Consider the following 17,193-nt stretch of genomic DNA (forward strand, 5'->3'; position numbering starts at 1 on the left):
CGGTAGATGACAATGGCTTATCAATCACAAGATATTATCCGTCGCTCAGCGACCAACGGCTTCACCCCACCGCCACAGGCGCGCGATCACCAGCGTGAAGTCGCGAAGCTCATTGACGTCACCACCTGTATTGGCTGCAAAGGCTGTCAGGTCGCCTGCTCCGAATGGAACGACATCCGCGATGAAGTCGGTCATAACATCGGGGTCTATGACAACCCTACCGATTTGACCGCCAAATCCTGGACGGTGATGCGCTTCTCGGAAGTTGAAGAGAATGGCAAGCTGGCCTGGCTGATTCGCAAAGATGGCTGCATGCACTGCGCCGATCCCGGCTGCCTGAAAGCCTGTCCGTCGGCAGGTGCCATTATTCAGTACGCCAACGGCATCGTCGATTTCCAGTCTGAGCAGTGTATCGGCTGCGGCTACTGCATTGCGGGTTGCCCGTTCAACGTGCCGCGGCTCAACAAAGAGGATAACCGCGCCTACAAATGCACCCTGTGCGTGGATCGCGTCAGCGTCGGCCAGGAGCCTGCCTGTGTGAAGACCTGTCCGACCGGTGCCATTCATTTCGGCAGCAAAAGCGACATGCTGACGCTGGCGGAGGAACGTGTAGCGGAGCTGAAGTCGCGCGGCTTTGCGCAGGCTGGCCTCTACAACCCGGAAGGCGTGGGCGGCACCCATGTAATGTATGTGCTGCATCATGCCGACAAGCCTCAGCTCTACCACGGGCTGCCTGCTAACCCGGGCATCAGCCCGACGGTGACCTTCTGGAAGGGGATCTGGAAACCGCTGGCGGCGGTGGGTTTTGCCGCTACGTTCGCCGCCTCTATTTTTCACTATGTTGGCGTTGGCCCGAATCGCGTCACTGAAGAGCACGACGACAACGACGATCATCCTGAGGAGCGCAAATAATGAAAAAGCCCGATCATCTGGTGCGTTACCGCGCACCCGAACGCATCAATCACTGGATTGTCGCGATTTGCTTTGTCATGGCCGCGTTAAGCGGATTAGGGTTTTTCTTTCCGTCGTTCAACTGGCTGATGCAGATATTTGGCACACCACAGCTGGCGCGTATTCTGCATCCTTTTGTCGGCGTGGTGATGTTCGTTGCTTTTATGCTGATGTTTTTGCGTTACTGGAAACACAACCTGATTAATCGCGATGACCTTTACTGGGCCAGAAACATTCACCGGATTGCGCTGAATGAAGAGGTGGGTGATACCGGTAAATATAACTTTGGTCAGAAGTGTGTGTTCTGGGCTGCTATTATCAGCTTAGTGTTGCTGCTTGCCAGTGGCATCGTGATCTGGCGACCTTACTTTGCCGATGCCTTCGCCATTCCGCTGATTCGTCTGGCGTTGGTGGTACATTCGGTGTCAGCGGTGGCGCTGATCATCGTCATTATGGTGCACATTTATGCTGCGTTGTGGGTCAAAGGCACACTGACCGCGATGGTAGAAGGCTGGGTCAGCGCCGAATGGGCCAGGCAGCACCATCCTCGCTGGTATCGCGAGCAGCGTAATCCGCCAATAAAACAGGAAAAACGCCCCTGATGAGTATTCGCATAATCCCGCAAGATCAGCTGGAGAAAGGCGAAAAGACAACGGCGGAGATGATTCCGCCGTTACTTTTTCCACGGCTGAAAAATTTATACAGCCGTCGTGCTGCGCGACTGCGTGACCTGGCGGCGAAAAACCCACTCGGCGACTACCTGCGCTTTGCGGCGGTGATCGCTGAAGCGCAGGAGATTGTGCTGTATGACCATCCGCTGCACATCGACCTGCATGCCCGCCTGACGCAGAGCGCCAGCGAGGGTAAGCCGCCGCTGAATATTCATACCCTGCCGCGCGATCCCCACTGGCAGCGACTACTGCATTCACTGATTGCCGAGCTGAAGCCAGAGATGAGCGGTCAGGCACTGGCGGTGCTGGAGAATCTGGAGAAGGCGTCCGCCACCGAGCTGGAGACGCTGGCCAGCGCGCTGTTTACCGGCGAGTATGCGCTGGTCAGCAGCGACAAAGCACCCTTTATCTGGGCGGCGCTCTCGCTCTACTGGGCGCAGATGGCGGCCCTGATCCCAGGCAAAGCACGCGCTGAGATGGGCGATCAGCGTCAGTTCTGTCCGGTCTGCGCCAGTATGCCGGTCGCCAGCGTGGTGCATATGGGCAGTCATGAAGGCGCGCGCTATCTGCACTGTAATCTGTGCGAAAGTGAATGGCATGTGGTGCGCAGCAAATGTACCCAGTGCGAACAGTCCCGTGATCTGCACTACTGGTCGATCGACAGCGAACGGGCGGCGGTGAAAGCAGAGAGCTGTGGCGACTGCGGCACTTACCTGAAGATGCTCTATCAGGAGAAAGATCCGGCCATTGAACCGGTGGCAGATGACCTGGCATCGCTGATACTGGATGCCAGAATGGAGCAGGAAGGCTTCGCACGCAGCAGTCTCAATCCCTTTATGTTTCCTGGCGAATAGTCACTGACTCTGGAGAACCCGATGAAACTGATTGGCAGCTATACCAGCCCGTTTGTGCGTAAGATTTCGATTATCATGCTGGAAAAAGGCATTACTTTTGAATTCGTTAACGCATCGCCTTACAGCGATGACAGCCACGTGCCGCACTACAATCCGCTGGGCAAAGTTCCGGCGCTGGTCGCTGACGATAAGCAAATCTGGTTCGATTCCAGCATCATTGCGGAGTTTCTGGAACTGCGTGGCGTGGAGCCTGCTCTGCTGCCTGCCGATCCGCTTGAATCGCTTAACATCCGTCAGCTGGAGAAGCTGGCGGATGGCGTCAGCGATGCCGCGCTGGTGATCGTGCGCGAGCAGATGCGACCGGGGGATTTGCAGTCGGAAGAGGTGCTGCTGCGCAATCGTGAAAAGATTCAGCGCAGCCTCGACATGCTGGAAGCGAAGGCGGCAGAGGGGAAATGGCTTAACAACGGACAGCTCAATCTGGCGGATATCGCCACCGGTTGCATGATCGGCTACCTCAATTTCCGTCGCGTAGTGCCGAACTGGTGTGTCGAACGACCCGCGCTGGTGAAACTGGCAGAAACGCTGTTTCAGCGCGAGAGCTTTGCAAGGACGACGCCGCCTGCGGCGTGATGGGTCAGGCGAAATAACTATCAAAGCGCCCCGGGCAGGCATGGAAGCGACATTTTGTTACGCTGCACAGGAAAAATATAATCGGCCTGCTGGTCTGACAACTCAGTCAATTTCGTCTCCAGACAGGTCATTTTCATAATCCTGCCCGCCATACCATATGCCTAAAACACTCACTGTTTTCTCAGACAGCATGAAAGCAATTATTGTCCGTCTGCGGTAATTGGTGATTCTCAGTCCTGGCAGAAGATCATCACGACAGTTCCCTCTATGTGGGAACTGTGCAAGAGACTCACAATAATCGATGACGTTTTCCGTAAAGTTTAAAGCGGTATAGGGTGTCGCTGCTTGCGCGATATAACGGTAAAGTTCTGCCAGTTGTTCCTGCGCCTCTGGTGCGAACACCACCCTGTAAACCATTACTCCTCCCCGGTTGCCTTCCTGTGTTCCGCTTTTAGTCTGTTCCTGAGGTCGTTAGCGCTCAGGCTTTGTGTTTCGCCACTTTGAAGCGCTTCCCATGCGGGCACTACCTTTTCATGCAGCCATTGCTCCACGGCATGATCCCGTGCCATCAGCGCACGTAATCCTTCACGGATCACTTCGCTTTCCGATGCATATTCGCCGCTGGCAACACGTGCCTTAACCTGTGCTGCCATTTCATTGGGCAGCGTGATACTCATCTGCTGTGTTGTTCTCATGGGTAACCTCTTTCTTCTGCCTGATAGGATTTAATCATACTCACCTTTCTGGCAGCTGTCAGTTTCATACTCTGTTGAGTCGCTCTCTCCTGAGAATTGGGGACTTACAGATGTCGTCGAGGGTATCCGGTTTTCAACAGCGCGATAGCACATCTTATCAGCGGTTCAGGCACTGTCATTATCGGACAGGGTAAAAACCATACAGATTATAATGTGCATAACCTGGACTTAAAGATTGAATAGCTGGCTGTTTAAAGGAACTGAAGAGGGATTCAGGAATAGAAAAATCACACAAAACCCGCCGAAAAAACAATCCGTTTTTCAGAGACGCCTCGCAGTTTATTACCTGGCTTTTTGGGGATTAAAGATTATTGTTTTCAGGCAAATTTTTACCCAGCTGCATACCCCATCGCATGCACAATCAGGTTCGCTTCAGTATTCACCACATCTTTGCCGTCAGCCCCTTTCGTGATAGTCAGCGTATGTATCTGCTCTGCAAGATATGGTGCCGCTGCGGCGTGAGAGCTTTCTAAGCCAGCCCACTTAAGAAGGACAATGGTGTCTGGCACGGCAGAACGCTTTATCTGCTGGTCAGCAGCAGAGCTGATCAGAGGAGGCGATACAGCAGTCGGGAGCATGATAACCGTGCGTACGAACAGGTTCTTTCAACTCGATCACCGATACAGATTTCTGGATTTTCACCTCACGCTTGCCCAATAAATTCCTGCGGATTACCTCTTTAAAAATACGCTCAGGGATATTCTCAGCATCGGATGTTTTATCATCATGAACAATGATGTGGCTTGCGTTTTCATAGCCTGGCGCCCACATATTATTATTAGGCGTATTTTTGTAAACGGCAATAAGAGGTTTTTTCCACGCAGCAGAGATATGTACAATTGATGTATCTGGCGTTATCACCATATCCGATTCTTTAATTAATGCCATCACATGATGCAAAGTATAAAAGGGATTTTTCACAACATTTTCAGGAAGCGGCACCGCTATTTCATTACGATGATCCAGAGTGATGATTTTCACCTCTCTGCTGTTATTAGTAATCATATTAATGATTTCCAGCAATTGCTGTTGTGAGAAGTTCCTTTCCGGCGTGCCAGCAAAAGCATTAATAACAATTTTTTTCTTACTTTCCCAGGGACTAAGAAAGTGCCTCACCTCATCAAGCACAACATCAGGAAAATGAAGACTGTAAGTGAAATTGCCTGTCGCTTTAACGCCAATGCTTTTACTTATCAAAGAAAGTAACTCTGTAACATGCTGCTTTTCATTTTTATAGGGAACCGAAACTGTGTAATGGCTGATGTCAGATTGCTTATTTAGTCCAATAACGAATCTGGCATTGATATCCCGAAATAACTTCATCCGATGCACCGGCGTTTCGGATAAGCAAGGATCGATAATCAGATCATACTTATTTCTATTTAGCTTCTTCATCGTTGCTTTTGAAACGGTATGATAAAAAGACTTCAGGTAACGGTTATAACTGCAATTTCGTGACTTATAAATATGCCTGATAAAAGGGCTGTATTTTATTACGTCGTAACAGGCTTCAGTTACCAGCAAATCTACTGCATAGCCATCCTGATGAAGCGACCTGATGAGTGGCATCGAAACGATGATATCACCCAGCTTACCTTCATTGCGAACAAGCAGTATAGTTTTCACGGATTCAGGTTCAAAGGAGACTTTTTTCCGTTTATCCCACAGAAGCTTTGCAATAGACTTTCTTGCCTCGAGTTTCACCTCTTTGAGATAGTAGTTTTTTCTTCGATTCCATTCGCGTATTTTTTTGAATGGTCCCTTTGATACGGTGATCCTCACATCCTTATTCATTTCACCCTTCCTGCTTCCTGAGCAGATCATTCTTTTGATACAAAAAATCACTTGAATCAATCGTCTTTTATTTATATTAACCTTTTAATAAGTGTGTGATTCTACAACATCCTGAAACGCTTACGCTATACAATAATATTTAATCGTTCTGCAGGATCATCATTCAATTAACATCACTTATTGGATTTTTGCTAAAAACACCCAGCCATTATCGTTCCCATTAACCTTACTGCATCATGCGCCGTGATATGACAACTCAGGTTGCTAAATATAAGTTATTCACTGCCAGGTCAATAATAGTGAGTTCTGATAAATAATCTACTCAAAGACAATCATTGAATAGAATTAGCTATTTTTAATATTACTTCCCGAAGACTTATTACGGACATAGCGCCAGGGTAAACGCTTTCAGGGGTAATGGTGACAGACCGAAAAAACAATCCGTTTTTCAAAGACGACTCGCAGTTTATTACTTAGCTTTCAGCGAGTTTACACAGCAGACGGTGTATATTTGAACAGGAGAAAACAGGAAAGGAAGAACGTAACCAGAGATTTTTTAGCGCGGCTGAAGCGAGCGCCAACCCGCAACAGCCGCTGACCACAACTAACTGAGCAGGAGTTAATTATGGCTGGAACAGATTCTACGTCAGAACCCGCTGTACCCCAAGCACGGAAAAGCATCGTTGGTTACCGCCCCAACGGTGGCAGACCGAATCCATTACCCCAACTGACCATCAAAGGACGATGGCTGGAACAGTGGGGATTTATTAAAGGCCAGCCCGTCAGCATCATCGCCGAACAGGGCCAGCTGATTATCCGCATCGCGACCGTCAGGAAGGATGATTTATGAATATCACCCTTATGCAAGGGCCAGTCCCGGAGCTGAACATCGCGGGCACTCAGCTTGACGCGCTCGGATTTACCGGTGACAAGCTGATTATCGGCGGCGGCTGGCTGACCGGCTTCGGTATCACTGAATCGAGACAGCTGAAGATTACCGCTGAGCCCGGTGTGATGCGATTGCATATGCGGTAAGCGGGGGGATTTATGACCAAATAGAAGATCGAAGTGATCACCGGGCCGGTAACAGTAGATCATCCGGTTTGCGACTGAAGTGTAACTGACTGATAAAATTAAAATCCCAGCTGCCTGGCTGGGATTAACAAAAAGTTACCGATAATAAAAATACCAAAAAACAAAACCTGCCGGAAGGCCCATCCAGGTTAATTTGAGGCAAATAAATAAATCAACCACTGAAAATGGAAATTTATTGTCCATATCCCAAGCCAACCATGCTCCCAGTAAACGACCAAACATTGTTAAAATAAAAATAATCACACTCATTGAAAAGCATAAATATAAAATATTAAGTAATGAACCTGTGCTATTTTTCATTACTTACCTCCACTATCTTTCAGTTTATCTTGAACCATTCCGGATAGAGCAGTATCCCCAACATTACCGATTATTGATGGTAATGGATTTTGTGGCACTGATTTGGTTATCGTCCAGACGCCCGTTGGCACCCATTCATACTGTTTTGATACAGGATTAAGTTTTTTATCAAATGGTACTTTTAGAATATTACCCATAGCATAACCAGTTGAAGCACCTGCTTTACTCAACAGCGCAGCCATAAACGGATCATCACCGCTGATTTCAGCCTGGTAATAACCGCCTGTCGCATTCCATGTCACTGTCGGATTGTAACCTTTACCTGCCGTAATGGCGCCGATCACCCCGGACCCGATCACATCTGATAATTTCACTTCGCCTGTCGTTCCATACTGTATACCTGCACCCAATCCAGCACCGACACCCACCGCAATAAGCTGCTCTTTGGTATTATTCATGGCATTAGTCATAATTGCTTTCCCACCCATTATCACTACCGGCCAGGAAGTTGGGTTCATTACCACATCCATAAACCGATCACTTTTCGTGATATTATCCTTAAGGAATTTAAGATCAGACCCGTTAAGATATTTAACTATCGCAGCTGCATCCGGATCTTTCAGTTTATCACCCAGCCTTACCTGATGTTTATCAGCATCCAGAGCAATGTTAGTTTCCGCCTGAACCAGTTCTTCCCAGCTTACACAGGCAACACCGCCTCCGGTGCAGGCTTCCGCCAGTTCTTTACTGTTTTTATTGCTGATATCGATATATTTCTTAATTACGGCCTGACAGTCACCGCCCGACGCTTTACAGTCCGAGAGTTCTTTATCAAGCGCCCTGGCTTCTGCGGTGTGCAAATGATTATTCTCAACCGCATTTTTACCCGCCGCCAGCGTACCCAGCGCGCTTATCGTCTGCCGCTGCTCCTCAGACAGGTCACTGCGCTTAACCCCCGGATACAGCTGCTGCGCGATGTACTCGCCCATCACCGCGCCCGAGGCACCCGCCAGCGCCGCATTGCCCGCCGCGTACGAGGTTACCGCACCCAGCACCGCGTGCGCCATCAGGTTCGCCTGGACATTAACCTTACCGTTCGCGTCCGTGGTCAGCTCGTGTATCTTTTCCGCCAGGTACGGTGCCGACGCGCCGCTTATCGCCTGCGCCACGTTCCCGCCCGACAGGCCCTGCACTGCCGCCGTCACTGCGCTGATGCCCTGCTGCAGCGACGAACCCGTGCCGAACGGCTTCATCGCGTTGTCATACGCCCGCTGCGATATATCGGCTTCCGTATAAGGCTTACCGCTTGCCGACAGCTGCTCACGCGCCGCCTGAAGAGCCGCCGGATCCTGCTACGCCTTCAGGCCCGCTATCTGGCCCTGCGTCCGTGCGATATCCCCCGCCTGAGCCCCGATTTCCCCGATAAGCTGCGCCTCCTTCAGCCGGTTCTGCTCCTTCTCCTTATCAAAGATGACGTCCAGCCCCGGGTTCGCGTTCGCCACGTCGCGACTCAGCTCTGCCACGTCCTGCTTCTGCTTCGACGGGTCGCGGATGACTATCGTGCCTTCGCTCACCGCCGCCTTCGTGGTGGAGTCCGCGCTGCCGCTGTCGTTCAGCCCCGCCAGCATGCCGTTCGCCATGTTCCCGGCGAACTGACCGCCGATGCCGCCGCCGGTGCTCATGCCCGCACTCTGATGCTCCACCTCATATTCCGCGTGGTTCTCAATATTGCCGAAGCCCAGCGTGCCGGTGTCGAGCTTATTCAGGCTGGCATCTGCCGTACTCGCAATAACCACCCCGTTCAGCTGCGTGTGCTCACCCACCGTGACGTCAAAGCCGCCCTTGCCCGCAAAAATCCCGGTCTGCTCCGCCACGCTCTGCCAGGTGCTGTGCATCTTATCCCGGCTCACGTTCACGTTCGCCGACCCGGTCATTGAGCCGAAGGTGAAGCTGCCGCCCGCGCTGGCGCTCTGCTGCTTGCTGTCGTAGCGGTCGCTGTCCTGCTCTGAGGTCAGCGTCAGGTTGCGGCCCGCGTCCACCTTCACGCTCTCACCGCTGGCCTGCGCGCCCGTGAGCGTGATGTCGCGCCCGCTGGTCAGGCTGAGCCGGTTGCCCGCGTCCAGCGTGGTCTCGCTGTGCGTCAGCCCGTTGCCTTTTTCGCTGCCCTTCGCCGCGTTGACGCTCGCCGACACGCTGATGCCGTAGCCGCCTGAACCCACACCGATGCCTACGCCGACGCTGCCGCCCTTGCTGCTGTTTTTCCCATCGGTGCTCTGCGTGTTCTGCGCCGACTGCAGCAGGATGTCCCGCAACGCATCCAGGCCCAGGTCGCCGCCCGCCTTCAGCTGGCTGCCGGCGATGCTGATGTCGCCGCTCTGCGCCGTACCGTTTTTGCCGGTTGCCGTGACGGTCAGATTCCGGCCCACCGTCAGCGTACTGCCCTTCGACTGACTGCTCTCGGTACGCGTTTCGCTTTTCGACGACTGACTGCCGTACGAGGCGCTGACGCCGATGGTGTTGGTCGAGCCCGCCTGATAGCCGTCCTGCCCCGGCTTCAGGTCGCCGGCGGCATTGTGTGCGTCTGCGGCGGCGGTGTTAAGCCCGTCCATCTGAGCTGCCTGCGCCGCCTGCACCCCGTTCAGCGCCGCCTGGGTGTTCTGCAGCGCGCTGACACGCCCGCCACCCGACTTCCTCGCCTGCTGCGCGCTGCTCACTGCCGTGTTGAGCGCGCAGCCTGCCGTGCCTGACAGGGCGATGCTCAGACCGCTCTGTTTCTGCTCGAAGGTTTCCTTACGACTGCATGAATCAAAGCCCGGGTCGATAGTTACGCTGTCGCCCGTCAGGTTCATGTCCTGACCTGCCACCAGGTCTGCGCCGCCGACGTGCAGCCGGTTGCCCGCCGTGATATCCACGCTGCCCTGGCTGCTGCCGATGGTGCTGACGCTCTGGCTCTGGGTGGTGCCTTTCTCATCAATTTCGTGCCGCGTGGACTGCTTGCCGACGGTGAAGCCGATGCCGCCGCTGCTCATCAGCCCGCTTTTTTTCTTTTCTTTCAGCTGGTAGTGGCTGTCGGTCTCGGTTGCCGCGCCGATCTCCACGTCGCGCCCGGCCCGCAGATTGACGTCCTGGTCGGCAGCCACCGCCGATCCGGTCACCGTCAGGTCGCGTCCGGCGATGACCGTGACGCTTTCGCCGCTCAGCAGGCTAGCGTTCTCACGGGTGGTGACGTCCCGCGTCACGCTGTGACCGCTGCTTTTGTTCAGCAGACCTTTATTCTCTGAGCGTTCTTCACTGTAGAGCGACTCACGTTCGGTGGCGGTGTTCAGTACCACGTCCTGTTTTGCCTGCAACCCGACCGCGCCCTGTTCGCTGTGCAGCGTACTGCCGGTAACGGTGACGTCGCTCTCGCGCCCGATCACCGTCACGCCCAGCTGCCCGCTGAAGGTGCTGCCGGTGCTGCTCTCACGCACGCTTTCTTCTTCACGATGGGTGCGGGTATTACCCTCGCGCTTGTTTTCGCTGTCCTGAGCTACCAGGCTGGCGCGTGCGTCTTTAATGGTAACGTTCTGCGCGCTGACGCCAATGCGGCCCTCTGTACTGTCAACCTGCGCGCCTTCGGCCAGCAGGTTATTACCCGCCACCAGCGTCACACCCTGAGCGCCGCTCAGGGTGCTGAGCAACAGACGATCTTCCTGGCGACTATTGCTGACCGACGAGGTCCGGCTGTCGGCCTCAAGATGGGTGGTATTGGTGGTGGTTTCAGCGCCGATGTGAATGTCGCCGCCAGCCTCAACCCGGGCAGAGCCGGAGGCGCTGGCCTGGCTACCGGTCAGCGTCAGGTCACGCCCGGCCGAGAGCAGAAGATTGCCACCGGCGTTAAGCTCGCTGCCCTGCGCCTGCTGCCACTCGCCGCTGACCTGCGCCATGCGCCTGCCCGCTTCTTCCATGCCGCTGCTGGTGCGGTTACCCATCGCCCCTGAGATCACGTTCAGGCTGCCGCTGTGACTGCTTTTCGCGGCACCGACCTCAAGGTTGTTGCGCGCGCTCAGACTGAGGTTATTGGTGGCATTGAGTTTCGCGCCCTGCAGCCGGATATCGGTGCCGCTGAGGCTGATATCCCCAGCACTCATCGTCGCCTGACGCAGGGCATTCTGCAGATCGGTACTGATCGTCAGCGTCTCCGCCTTCACATCAATGCTGCCCGCCGTGATGTCGCCGCCCAGGTGCTGAAACTGCCCGCTGTCGATGGAGAGCGCCTGGTCCGCAAAGAGGTTACCGGCATTGGTCACGCTGTCTGCCGAGAGCTGCAGATTACCGCCGCCAATCACCGCGCCCGCGCCAGTCAGGCGCAGCGTGGTCTGAGCCAGATAAACCTTCGGCACCCACACTGTCTGAGGGCCGTCTGCCGTATCAACCGTTTCGCTGACCAGCCAGACGATATCCTGTTGCAGCGCCGCAATCTGCTGCGGCGTCAAGGCCACGCCCGGCACCAGATGGAAATCCTGCGCCACTTTAGAGCCGTTGTTCATTAGCTCCTGATACTGCGCCATCGCATCCCAGCCGTTAACGGAAGGCCTGCCGGTCAGTTTCAGGACCTGCTCGCGTACCAGACGCTGCTCATAAAAACCGTCGCCCAGGCGTTTATGCACCTGTGACGGGTCGTAACCCAGCCGTTCAAGCAGATAGTCGCTGCTGATAAATTTGCTCTGACTGGTAAAGCGCTCGTCAGTCACAATCAGGAACGGACTGCCCGCAGCAGTGTGCTGGCTGAACAGACCATTATTGGGGATGGTTGTGGCGACTTTCTCCAGCTGTTGTAGCGCCGTCAGAGCCAGTTCAGCCGGTAACAGTGGGCGACCCGATGTGTTATCACCCGTCGTAAGTTCTGTGTCGCCGTCATGGCGGGCGACCCCGTCCACGGTAAAGGCCAGTGGGTTACGTTCATACTCAGCGCGCTCAGCGTCCACTGCCTGCAGCGCCGCTTCAAGCTGGCTTATCTGTGCCTGATTAACGGTGGTATTGCTGATGCTGGCCCCGTTAATGCTGACGTTGCCGTTGCCGGTAATGATGCCGTCAACGGTTGCCAGGGCGGTGGTCTCATCGGAATTGAAGGTCGGATACCAGTGGCGCGTGCTTCTGTCGTAATGATCGACAATAACTTCCTGCCGCCGCTCATTGATCGAATAGCCCCGGTTGTCGATGCTCCCGCCGCCATACAGTGTCAGATTGCCGTTAGCCGTAATCACGCTGGCATCATTAAGTAACGCTCCGGTGATGCGCAGGAGCATGTCGCCACCCGCCAGAATACGTGCACCAATACCTTCACTGACCAGTCTGTCACGCGTCAGGGTGCCGGTTACGCTACGCTCACGCAAAGCGCTGTAGTCGCTGATAAAGAGGGCGCTATCGATATCGATATGTTGTTCAGGGTCCCATTGTTCGATACGACCACGGTCATGTTCACGCCATACGGTGTTCTGGTAAGGAGTCAGCACATTTTTCTGCTTAAATCCGCGCGTTTCATAGAACGTCATGGCATACGTGCCATCGGCGCCGTGGTTCAGTGCCAGATAGTTAACCCACAGATCGGTCAGCACGCCCTGATTGTTCATGACCCGTACCTGAGCGCGTTTGCCCGCCGCGTCAATCGCCAGAAGGGTGCCGTAAGGATTGCTCTGCGCCGCGGCCTCATCCTGGAAAGTCAGTTGCTGAGTGGTCGGTGCCATACTGCTTTTATCAGGCATTATCGTCGTACCAAACGAGCGCCAGTAGTAGTTATAACGATGCCACTTGTAGTTGCTGGTCTCAGCCTCACGCTCTATCACCAGCCCTTCGCGCAGGTTGTCTAGCCGCCGCGCTTCCAGCGTCATATCACCGTCCGCTTCAATAAAGCTCGCCCGGTTATCGATCAGGTCATCGCTATGCAATGACAGGCGATTGCCGCTATAGAGCAGCGCGCCATCTGTGTTGCTCAGCCGCTCACGGGCCTGCAGGGTCAGGTTTTGAGTTGCCGCGATGACCGCAGGCTGTCCATGGTTGTCGATCACCCGGGAACGCACGGTGACTTCATCACCTATCAACGCGGCACGGTTATCCAGCGAGTCGACATTCAGCGTCAGGTCGTCGGCTTCAAGACGCCCGCTGTTCAGCAGCGCAACGGTAGTAAGCTGAACTGTTTTGCCCACCAGCATCGCCGGGTTGGTTATGCCTGCCGCATTCAGCACCAGATTACCCGGCAGCAGCCAGTCCACCAGGTTAGTAAACGCCCCGCTCAGAGAGACAGTCACCGTGCCGTTACTGCTGATGGTTTCGTCCGCCTGGCGGGTGTAGTCCTGTTGCGCGCTCAGCCTCAGAGCTTGCAGGCCCAGCAGCGTGCCGCCCTGATTATCGAAAGAGTGTGCATGGATGTTTAATGCGCCAGCACTCTCCAGCCGTCCGCTCTGATTGAGCAGCACCAGCGTTGAATCAGTCGGTGAGAGATCACCATTGAGGGTGAGATCGCCATTCGCCAGCACCCGTCCCTGACGGTTGTCCAGCTGTGCAACACCGCGCAGCATGAGCGTTCCGGCGCTCTGCAGCCGTCCGGCGCTGTTATCGATATCACGGGCAGTAATGTCGCTGTAGGTGGTGCCGAGTAACAGACCGCCGTCGCGGTTGATAAGGCGATCGGCCTGCAGTGAGAGCCCCGCCTGACTGCTGATCACACCCTGGGTACTGTTATCGATCGCCGTGGCGTTCAGCACTAAATCTTGCGTGGCCACCAGCTGGCCGCCCTGATTGTTCAGTTGTGCGGCTTCAAGGGTCAGCGCCGCGCCGCTGTGGACTTTGCCCTGCTGATTATTGAGCGTGCCGACGTGATAACTTCCCGCGCCCTGGCTGATTAGTGTGCCGCTGGCATTCTCCAGCTGCCCGGTGGTCAGATTAATCGCTTCACGGCTGCTGAACACGCCCTGACGGTTATTGATCGTTGCGGCATTGATCTGCTGTCCGCCATTACTGCGTACCGCGCCGCCCTTGTTATCAAACTGCCCTGACAGCTGAAGTGTCAGCTGTTGCTGGCTGTCGATATTGCCGCCTGTGTTGTTCAGCGTCTGCGCATCCAGCTGGAACGCTTCGCCGCTCTGGATCTTACCGGCCTGGTTATGCACATCCCCGGCCAGATTCAGCTTCAACTGCCGCTGACTGTAGAGCAGACCGCCCTGGGTGTTATCGAGTCGCGCAGCGGTAATAGTCAGCCCCTCACCAGCCAGCCACTGGCCATCCGCATTGTTAATGTTACCGGTGCGGCTGCCTTCGGTCTGACCCTGAACGGTAAGCTGCTGCTGAGCAGAGACTTTACCGGCCAGGTTGTTGATATCCTGCGCAATGCGTAACGCCATGCCAGCAGCCGATTGCAACACGCCGCTGGCGTTACTAAGCCAGTTCGCCGAGAGTTCAGCCTGCTGCTGACTTTGTACGCTGCCCGCCGTGTTATCGAAACCGGCAGTCGTGGCAGTCCAGCTTCCCTGGCTGCCCATCCAGCCCTGCGTATTGCTCATCTCCTGCGCCTGAAGCGTCTGGCTTAACCGGCTGAAGATGCGGCCATTGCTGTTATCCAGACGACCAGCAACCTGCATATCCAGCGTATCCAGCGCATTGATCGCGCCCTGAGCATTCAACAGATTTGCGGCGCTGGCCTGCGTGCGGCCATTACCGGTCAGGGTGCCACCCTGATTGTCCCAGTCGCCCGCCAGGTTCAGCGTCAGTGCCTGCTGGCTGAGAATCTGCCCTGACTGGCGATTGTTCAGTGCGCCGCCCTGCAGCAGCAGATCGCCGCCGCTTTGCAGCGATCCGCCATCGTTATCAAATAGCGTCGCTGCGGTGCCATGGACCGCGAGGGCATTTTTCGCCGTGAGTTTGCCGCTCTGGTTGAGGATATCGCCACGGCTGGTCAGCTCCAGATCACCGCCAGACTGCAACCGGCCGCTGGCGTTATTGAGCTGATCTGTCGTCGCCGTGACTCGCTCACCGCCCTGTGCCGTTCCGTCGCGGTTCTGCCAGAGTCCGCCGCTGTTGAGTGAGAGATGATGACCCGCTTCGATCCAGCCATCGCTGTTATCCAGGCCCTGTAGTGTCGTCAGATCGAGATCGCGCTGGCTGACGATCTCGCCCTGCACATTATTCAGATGCTGTGCGGTCAGCGACAGCTGACCGCCGTTCAGGGTGCCAGCGTGATTATCGAGATCACCGCCCGCGCTGAGCGTCAGCGCATCACCGGCCAGCAGCTTACCCTGACTGTTGTTAACTGCGTCGCGGGCATTAATAACCAGCGCGGCCTGGGTTTTAACGGTGCCACCCTGGTTAGTCAGGCTGCCTGTCTCAAGCGTCAGATCGCCGTTGTTACCCAGCTCACCCGCGGTATTGTCGAGCAGACCGTCAATCCGCCATTTTTGGGCGGCGTTGTCGAGTGCGACCATGCGTCCACGCTGGTTATTGAGCGAGGCGGCCCGGAAGCTGAGTTGCCGGCTCTCAATCGCTCCGTCGCTGTTATCCAGCCCACCACTCAGGGTGAAGCGGCTTTCGCCACTTCCGGTCTGCGACCATCCGGCCTGCTGGCTGAACAGGCTGCGTCCATCGATCTGCCAGCGCCCGGCGCTAATCTGCGCCTGCTGCGCCTCGATATCACCTGCCGTGTTAATCACCAGCTCCGTGCCATTGATCACCGCCTGCCGCACGGCAACTCCACCCTCCTGAGCCGTCAGCGTTGCGCGGCTGGCGGCGACCTGAGCGCCACTGAGATCGACCCGGCGTCCGCGTGCGCTGACCTCTTTTTTGCTCAGCAGGCTGCCACTGGCGCGAATGGTATCCTGGCTCTCCAGCTGCAGATTCGCTTCCTGCACAACCTGGCTACTGGCATCGCTGCCTGCCAGCAGGTGTCCGCTGCTCTGGATGCTGCGGGCCGCCGTCAGCCGCACATCACCTGCCGCCGCCAGGGTGCCGGACTGAGTGATTCCGCCTTCGCGGCTCCGGACCGTCAGCTGACCGCCACTGTGGAGCTTGCCCTGATAATCGATATCCTCTCTGGCCGCAAGACTGATGTCGCCTCCGGCCTGCGTCACGCCATCCTGCGCCGCCGACTGCCAGACAAGCTTACCTTCGCTGCTCACCACCAGCGTTTTGCCCGCCTGCACCTGAGCGTTCTGATTTCGCACGCCGACGCCCGCTTCAGTGCCTATCATGCGGATCTGGCCGCTGTACATGCCGCCCATCTGCCCCATGTCGATCGCCAGTTCAGGTCTGGCGCTGCCGTCATCAGCCAGCGGTGTGACCGTCTGTGCGTCTGCGCTTACGCGATTGCGACCGGCCACCACCGCCAGCTCTTTTTTGGCCCAGACGCCCGCATTGATCTCCACCGCGCGGGCCAGTACGTCAACATACTCAGTATCATGACGGGGATCGCCGTTGAGTCCGCCGCCTTCAATGCGCACCACGCCGCGTTCGACCTGATAACCCGCCAGACTGCCGTCAGCGTTGAGCTGTGGTTTGCCGGTGGTCAGCGTCATCCGTCCGGCGTTGATGGTGCCGCATCCGTTACAGACAATCCCGGCCGGGTTGGCAACGATCACCTGCGCCCGTCCGCCCGCCACTTCCATATAACCGCGCAGCTGGCTGGGATTATTGCTGTTTACTTCGTTGATGATCACCCGCGCCGCTGGGGTGTCTGGGTTGAGATTCGGGTTGCCCTGAATCATTCCGGCCAGTTGTGTTGAGGTCATCACTGCGGAGTTATTCAGGATGGCGCCGTTCTGCGCGACATCGAATTGCTGATACTGGTTATGCGAGATACCCGCCTGATTGGGGGCGGTGATATTAACCTGCGGAAGCCCATTCTGGGTGGCGATGACGTCCGGCCGCTGTCCTGGCGTAGCATTGCTATCCGCCACAATGCCGTTCGCCATTGCAGGCCCGGCAAACAGGGCCATTCCCAGCAGCCACGCCGCGCGGCGTAAAGTGACCCAGAGACGCAGCGTGCCGTTGCCACGGCTCTGACCGGGCTCCGTGCTGCAACTGCGGGCAAGTTCTGACACCACCCGGAGTTCCCCATGGGTGCGGCTGAAGATAATGCGATAGCAATGTTTATTCATGGGTCACATCCATGTG

The 17,193-nt window shown here is 55.7% G+C and carries 10 protein-coding genes and 1 pseudogene; 6 read left to right on the plus strand and 5 right to left on the minus strand.

Going from position 1 to position 17,193, the window contains the following annotated elements; translation table 11 throughout:
- The first annotated feature begins 12 nt into the window (after positions 1 to 12).
- From fdxH to GVJ63_RS18925, 4 genes are read left to right on the plus strand one after another with little or no spacing between them, the layout of a single operon-like run.
- A complete protein-coding gene (fdxH, locus tag GVJ63_RS18910) occupies positions 13 to 912 on the plus strand; it encodes a formate dehydrogenase subunit beta (RefSeq protein WP_010257476.1) in 900 nt (299 codons plus the stop codon).
- The gene (fdoI, locus tag GVJ63_RS18915; RefSeq protein WP_010257478.1) at positions 912 to 1,553 is read left to right on the plus strand and encodes a formate dehydrogenase cytochrome b556 subunit; all 642 of its coding nucleotides are present in this window, start codon (positions 912 to 914) and stop codon (positions 1,551 to 1,553) included. Before fdxH ends, fdoI begins: the two co-directional genes overlap by 1 nt.
- Positions 1,553 to 2,476, plus strand: coding sequence for a formate dehydrogenase accessory protein FdhE (fdhE, locus tag GVJ63_RS18920; protein ID WP_010257482.1), 924 nt, complete (start codon positions 1,553 to 1,555; stop codon positions 2,474 to 2,476). The genes fdoI and fdhE overlap by 1 nt, the downstream gene beginning before the upstream one ends.
- 21 nt (positions 2,477 to 2,497) lie before the next feature.
- Positions 2,498 to 3,109 carry a glutathione S-transferase gene (locus GVJ63_RS18925; RefSeq protein WP_010257484.1) on the plus strand — a complete coding sequence of 204 codons (612 nt, stop codon included), beginning with the start codon at positions 2,498 to 2,500 and terminating at the stop codon, positions 3,107 to 3,109.
- Positions 3,110 to 3,211: 102 nt separating this feature from the next.
- Here GVJ63_RS18925 and GVJ63_RS18930 read toward each other — a convergent pair whose 3' ends face one another.
- The 3 genes from GVJ63_RS18930 to GVJ63_RS18940 form a co-directional block, all read right to left on the minus strand.
- Complete coding sequence (locus tag GVJ63_RS18930; protein WP_159227229.1) at positions 3,212 to 3,526, minus strand: type II toxin-antitoxin system RelE/ParE family toxin; 315 nt, start codon at positions 3,524 to 3,526, stop codon at positions 3,212 to 3,214.
- Positions 3,526 to 3,804 carry a type II toxin-antitoxin system ParD family antitoxin gene (locus GVJ63_RS18935; protein ID WP_033773230.1) on the minus strand — a complete coding sequence of 93 codons (279 nt, stop codon included), beginning with the start codon at positions 3,802 to 3,804 and terminating at the stop codon, positions 3,526 to 3,528. Before GVJ63_RS18935 ends, GVJ63_RS18930 begins: the two co-directional genes overlap by 1 nt.
- Before the next feature lie 591 nt (positions 3,805 to 4,395).
- A complete protein-coding gene (locus GVJ63_RS18940; RefSeq protein ID WP_159227230.1) occupies positions 4,396 to 5,658 on the minus strand; it encodes a glycosyltransferase family 9 protein in 1,263 nt (420 codons plus the stop codon).
- 625 nt (positions 5,659 to 6,283) lie between these two features.
- Here GVJ63_RS18940 and GVJ63_RS18945 point away from each other — a divergent pair.
- Both GVJ63_RS18945 and GVJ63_RS18950 read left to right on the plus strand, forming a co-directional pair.
- Positions 6,284 to 6,508 carry a SymE family type I addiction module toxin gene (locus GVJ63_RS18945; RefSeq protein ID WP_158132120.1) on the plus strand — a complete coding sequence of 75 codons (225 nt, stop codon included), beginning with the start codon at positions 6,284 to 6,286 and terminating at the stop codon, positions 6,506 to 6,508.
- Entirely contained in the window at positions 6,505 to 6,693 is a 189-nt protein-coding gene (locus tag GVJ63_RS18950; protein ID WP_158132122.1) for a hypothetical protein, read from the plus strand. Before GVJ63_RS18945 ends, GVJ63_RS18950 begins: the two co-directional genes overlap by 4 nt.
- A 135-nt stretch (positions 6,694 to 6,828) precedes the next feature.
- On the opposite strand, the gene GVJ63_RS18955 is transcribed toward GVJ63_RS18950, so the two are convergent.
- Complete coding sequence (locus tag GVJ63_RS18955; protein ID WP_133248907.1) at positions 6,829 to 7,053, minus strand: hypothetical protein; 225 nt, start codon at positions 7,051 to 7,053, stop codon at positions 6,829 to 6,831.
- Positions 7,053 to 17,177, minus strand: a pseudogene (locus GVJ63_RS22260) (hemagglutinin repeat-containing protein). Before GVJ63_RS22260 ends, GVJ63_RS18955 begins: the two are co-directional and overlap by 1 nt.
- Positions 17,178 to 17,193: the final 16 nt, after the last annotated feature.

This window comes from Pantoea sp. 18059 (assembly GCF_902706165.1).
GTDB lineage: Bacteria > Pseudomonadota > Gammaproteobacteria > Enterobacterales > Enterobacteriaceae > Pantoea > Pantoea agglomerans.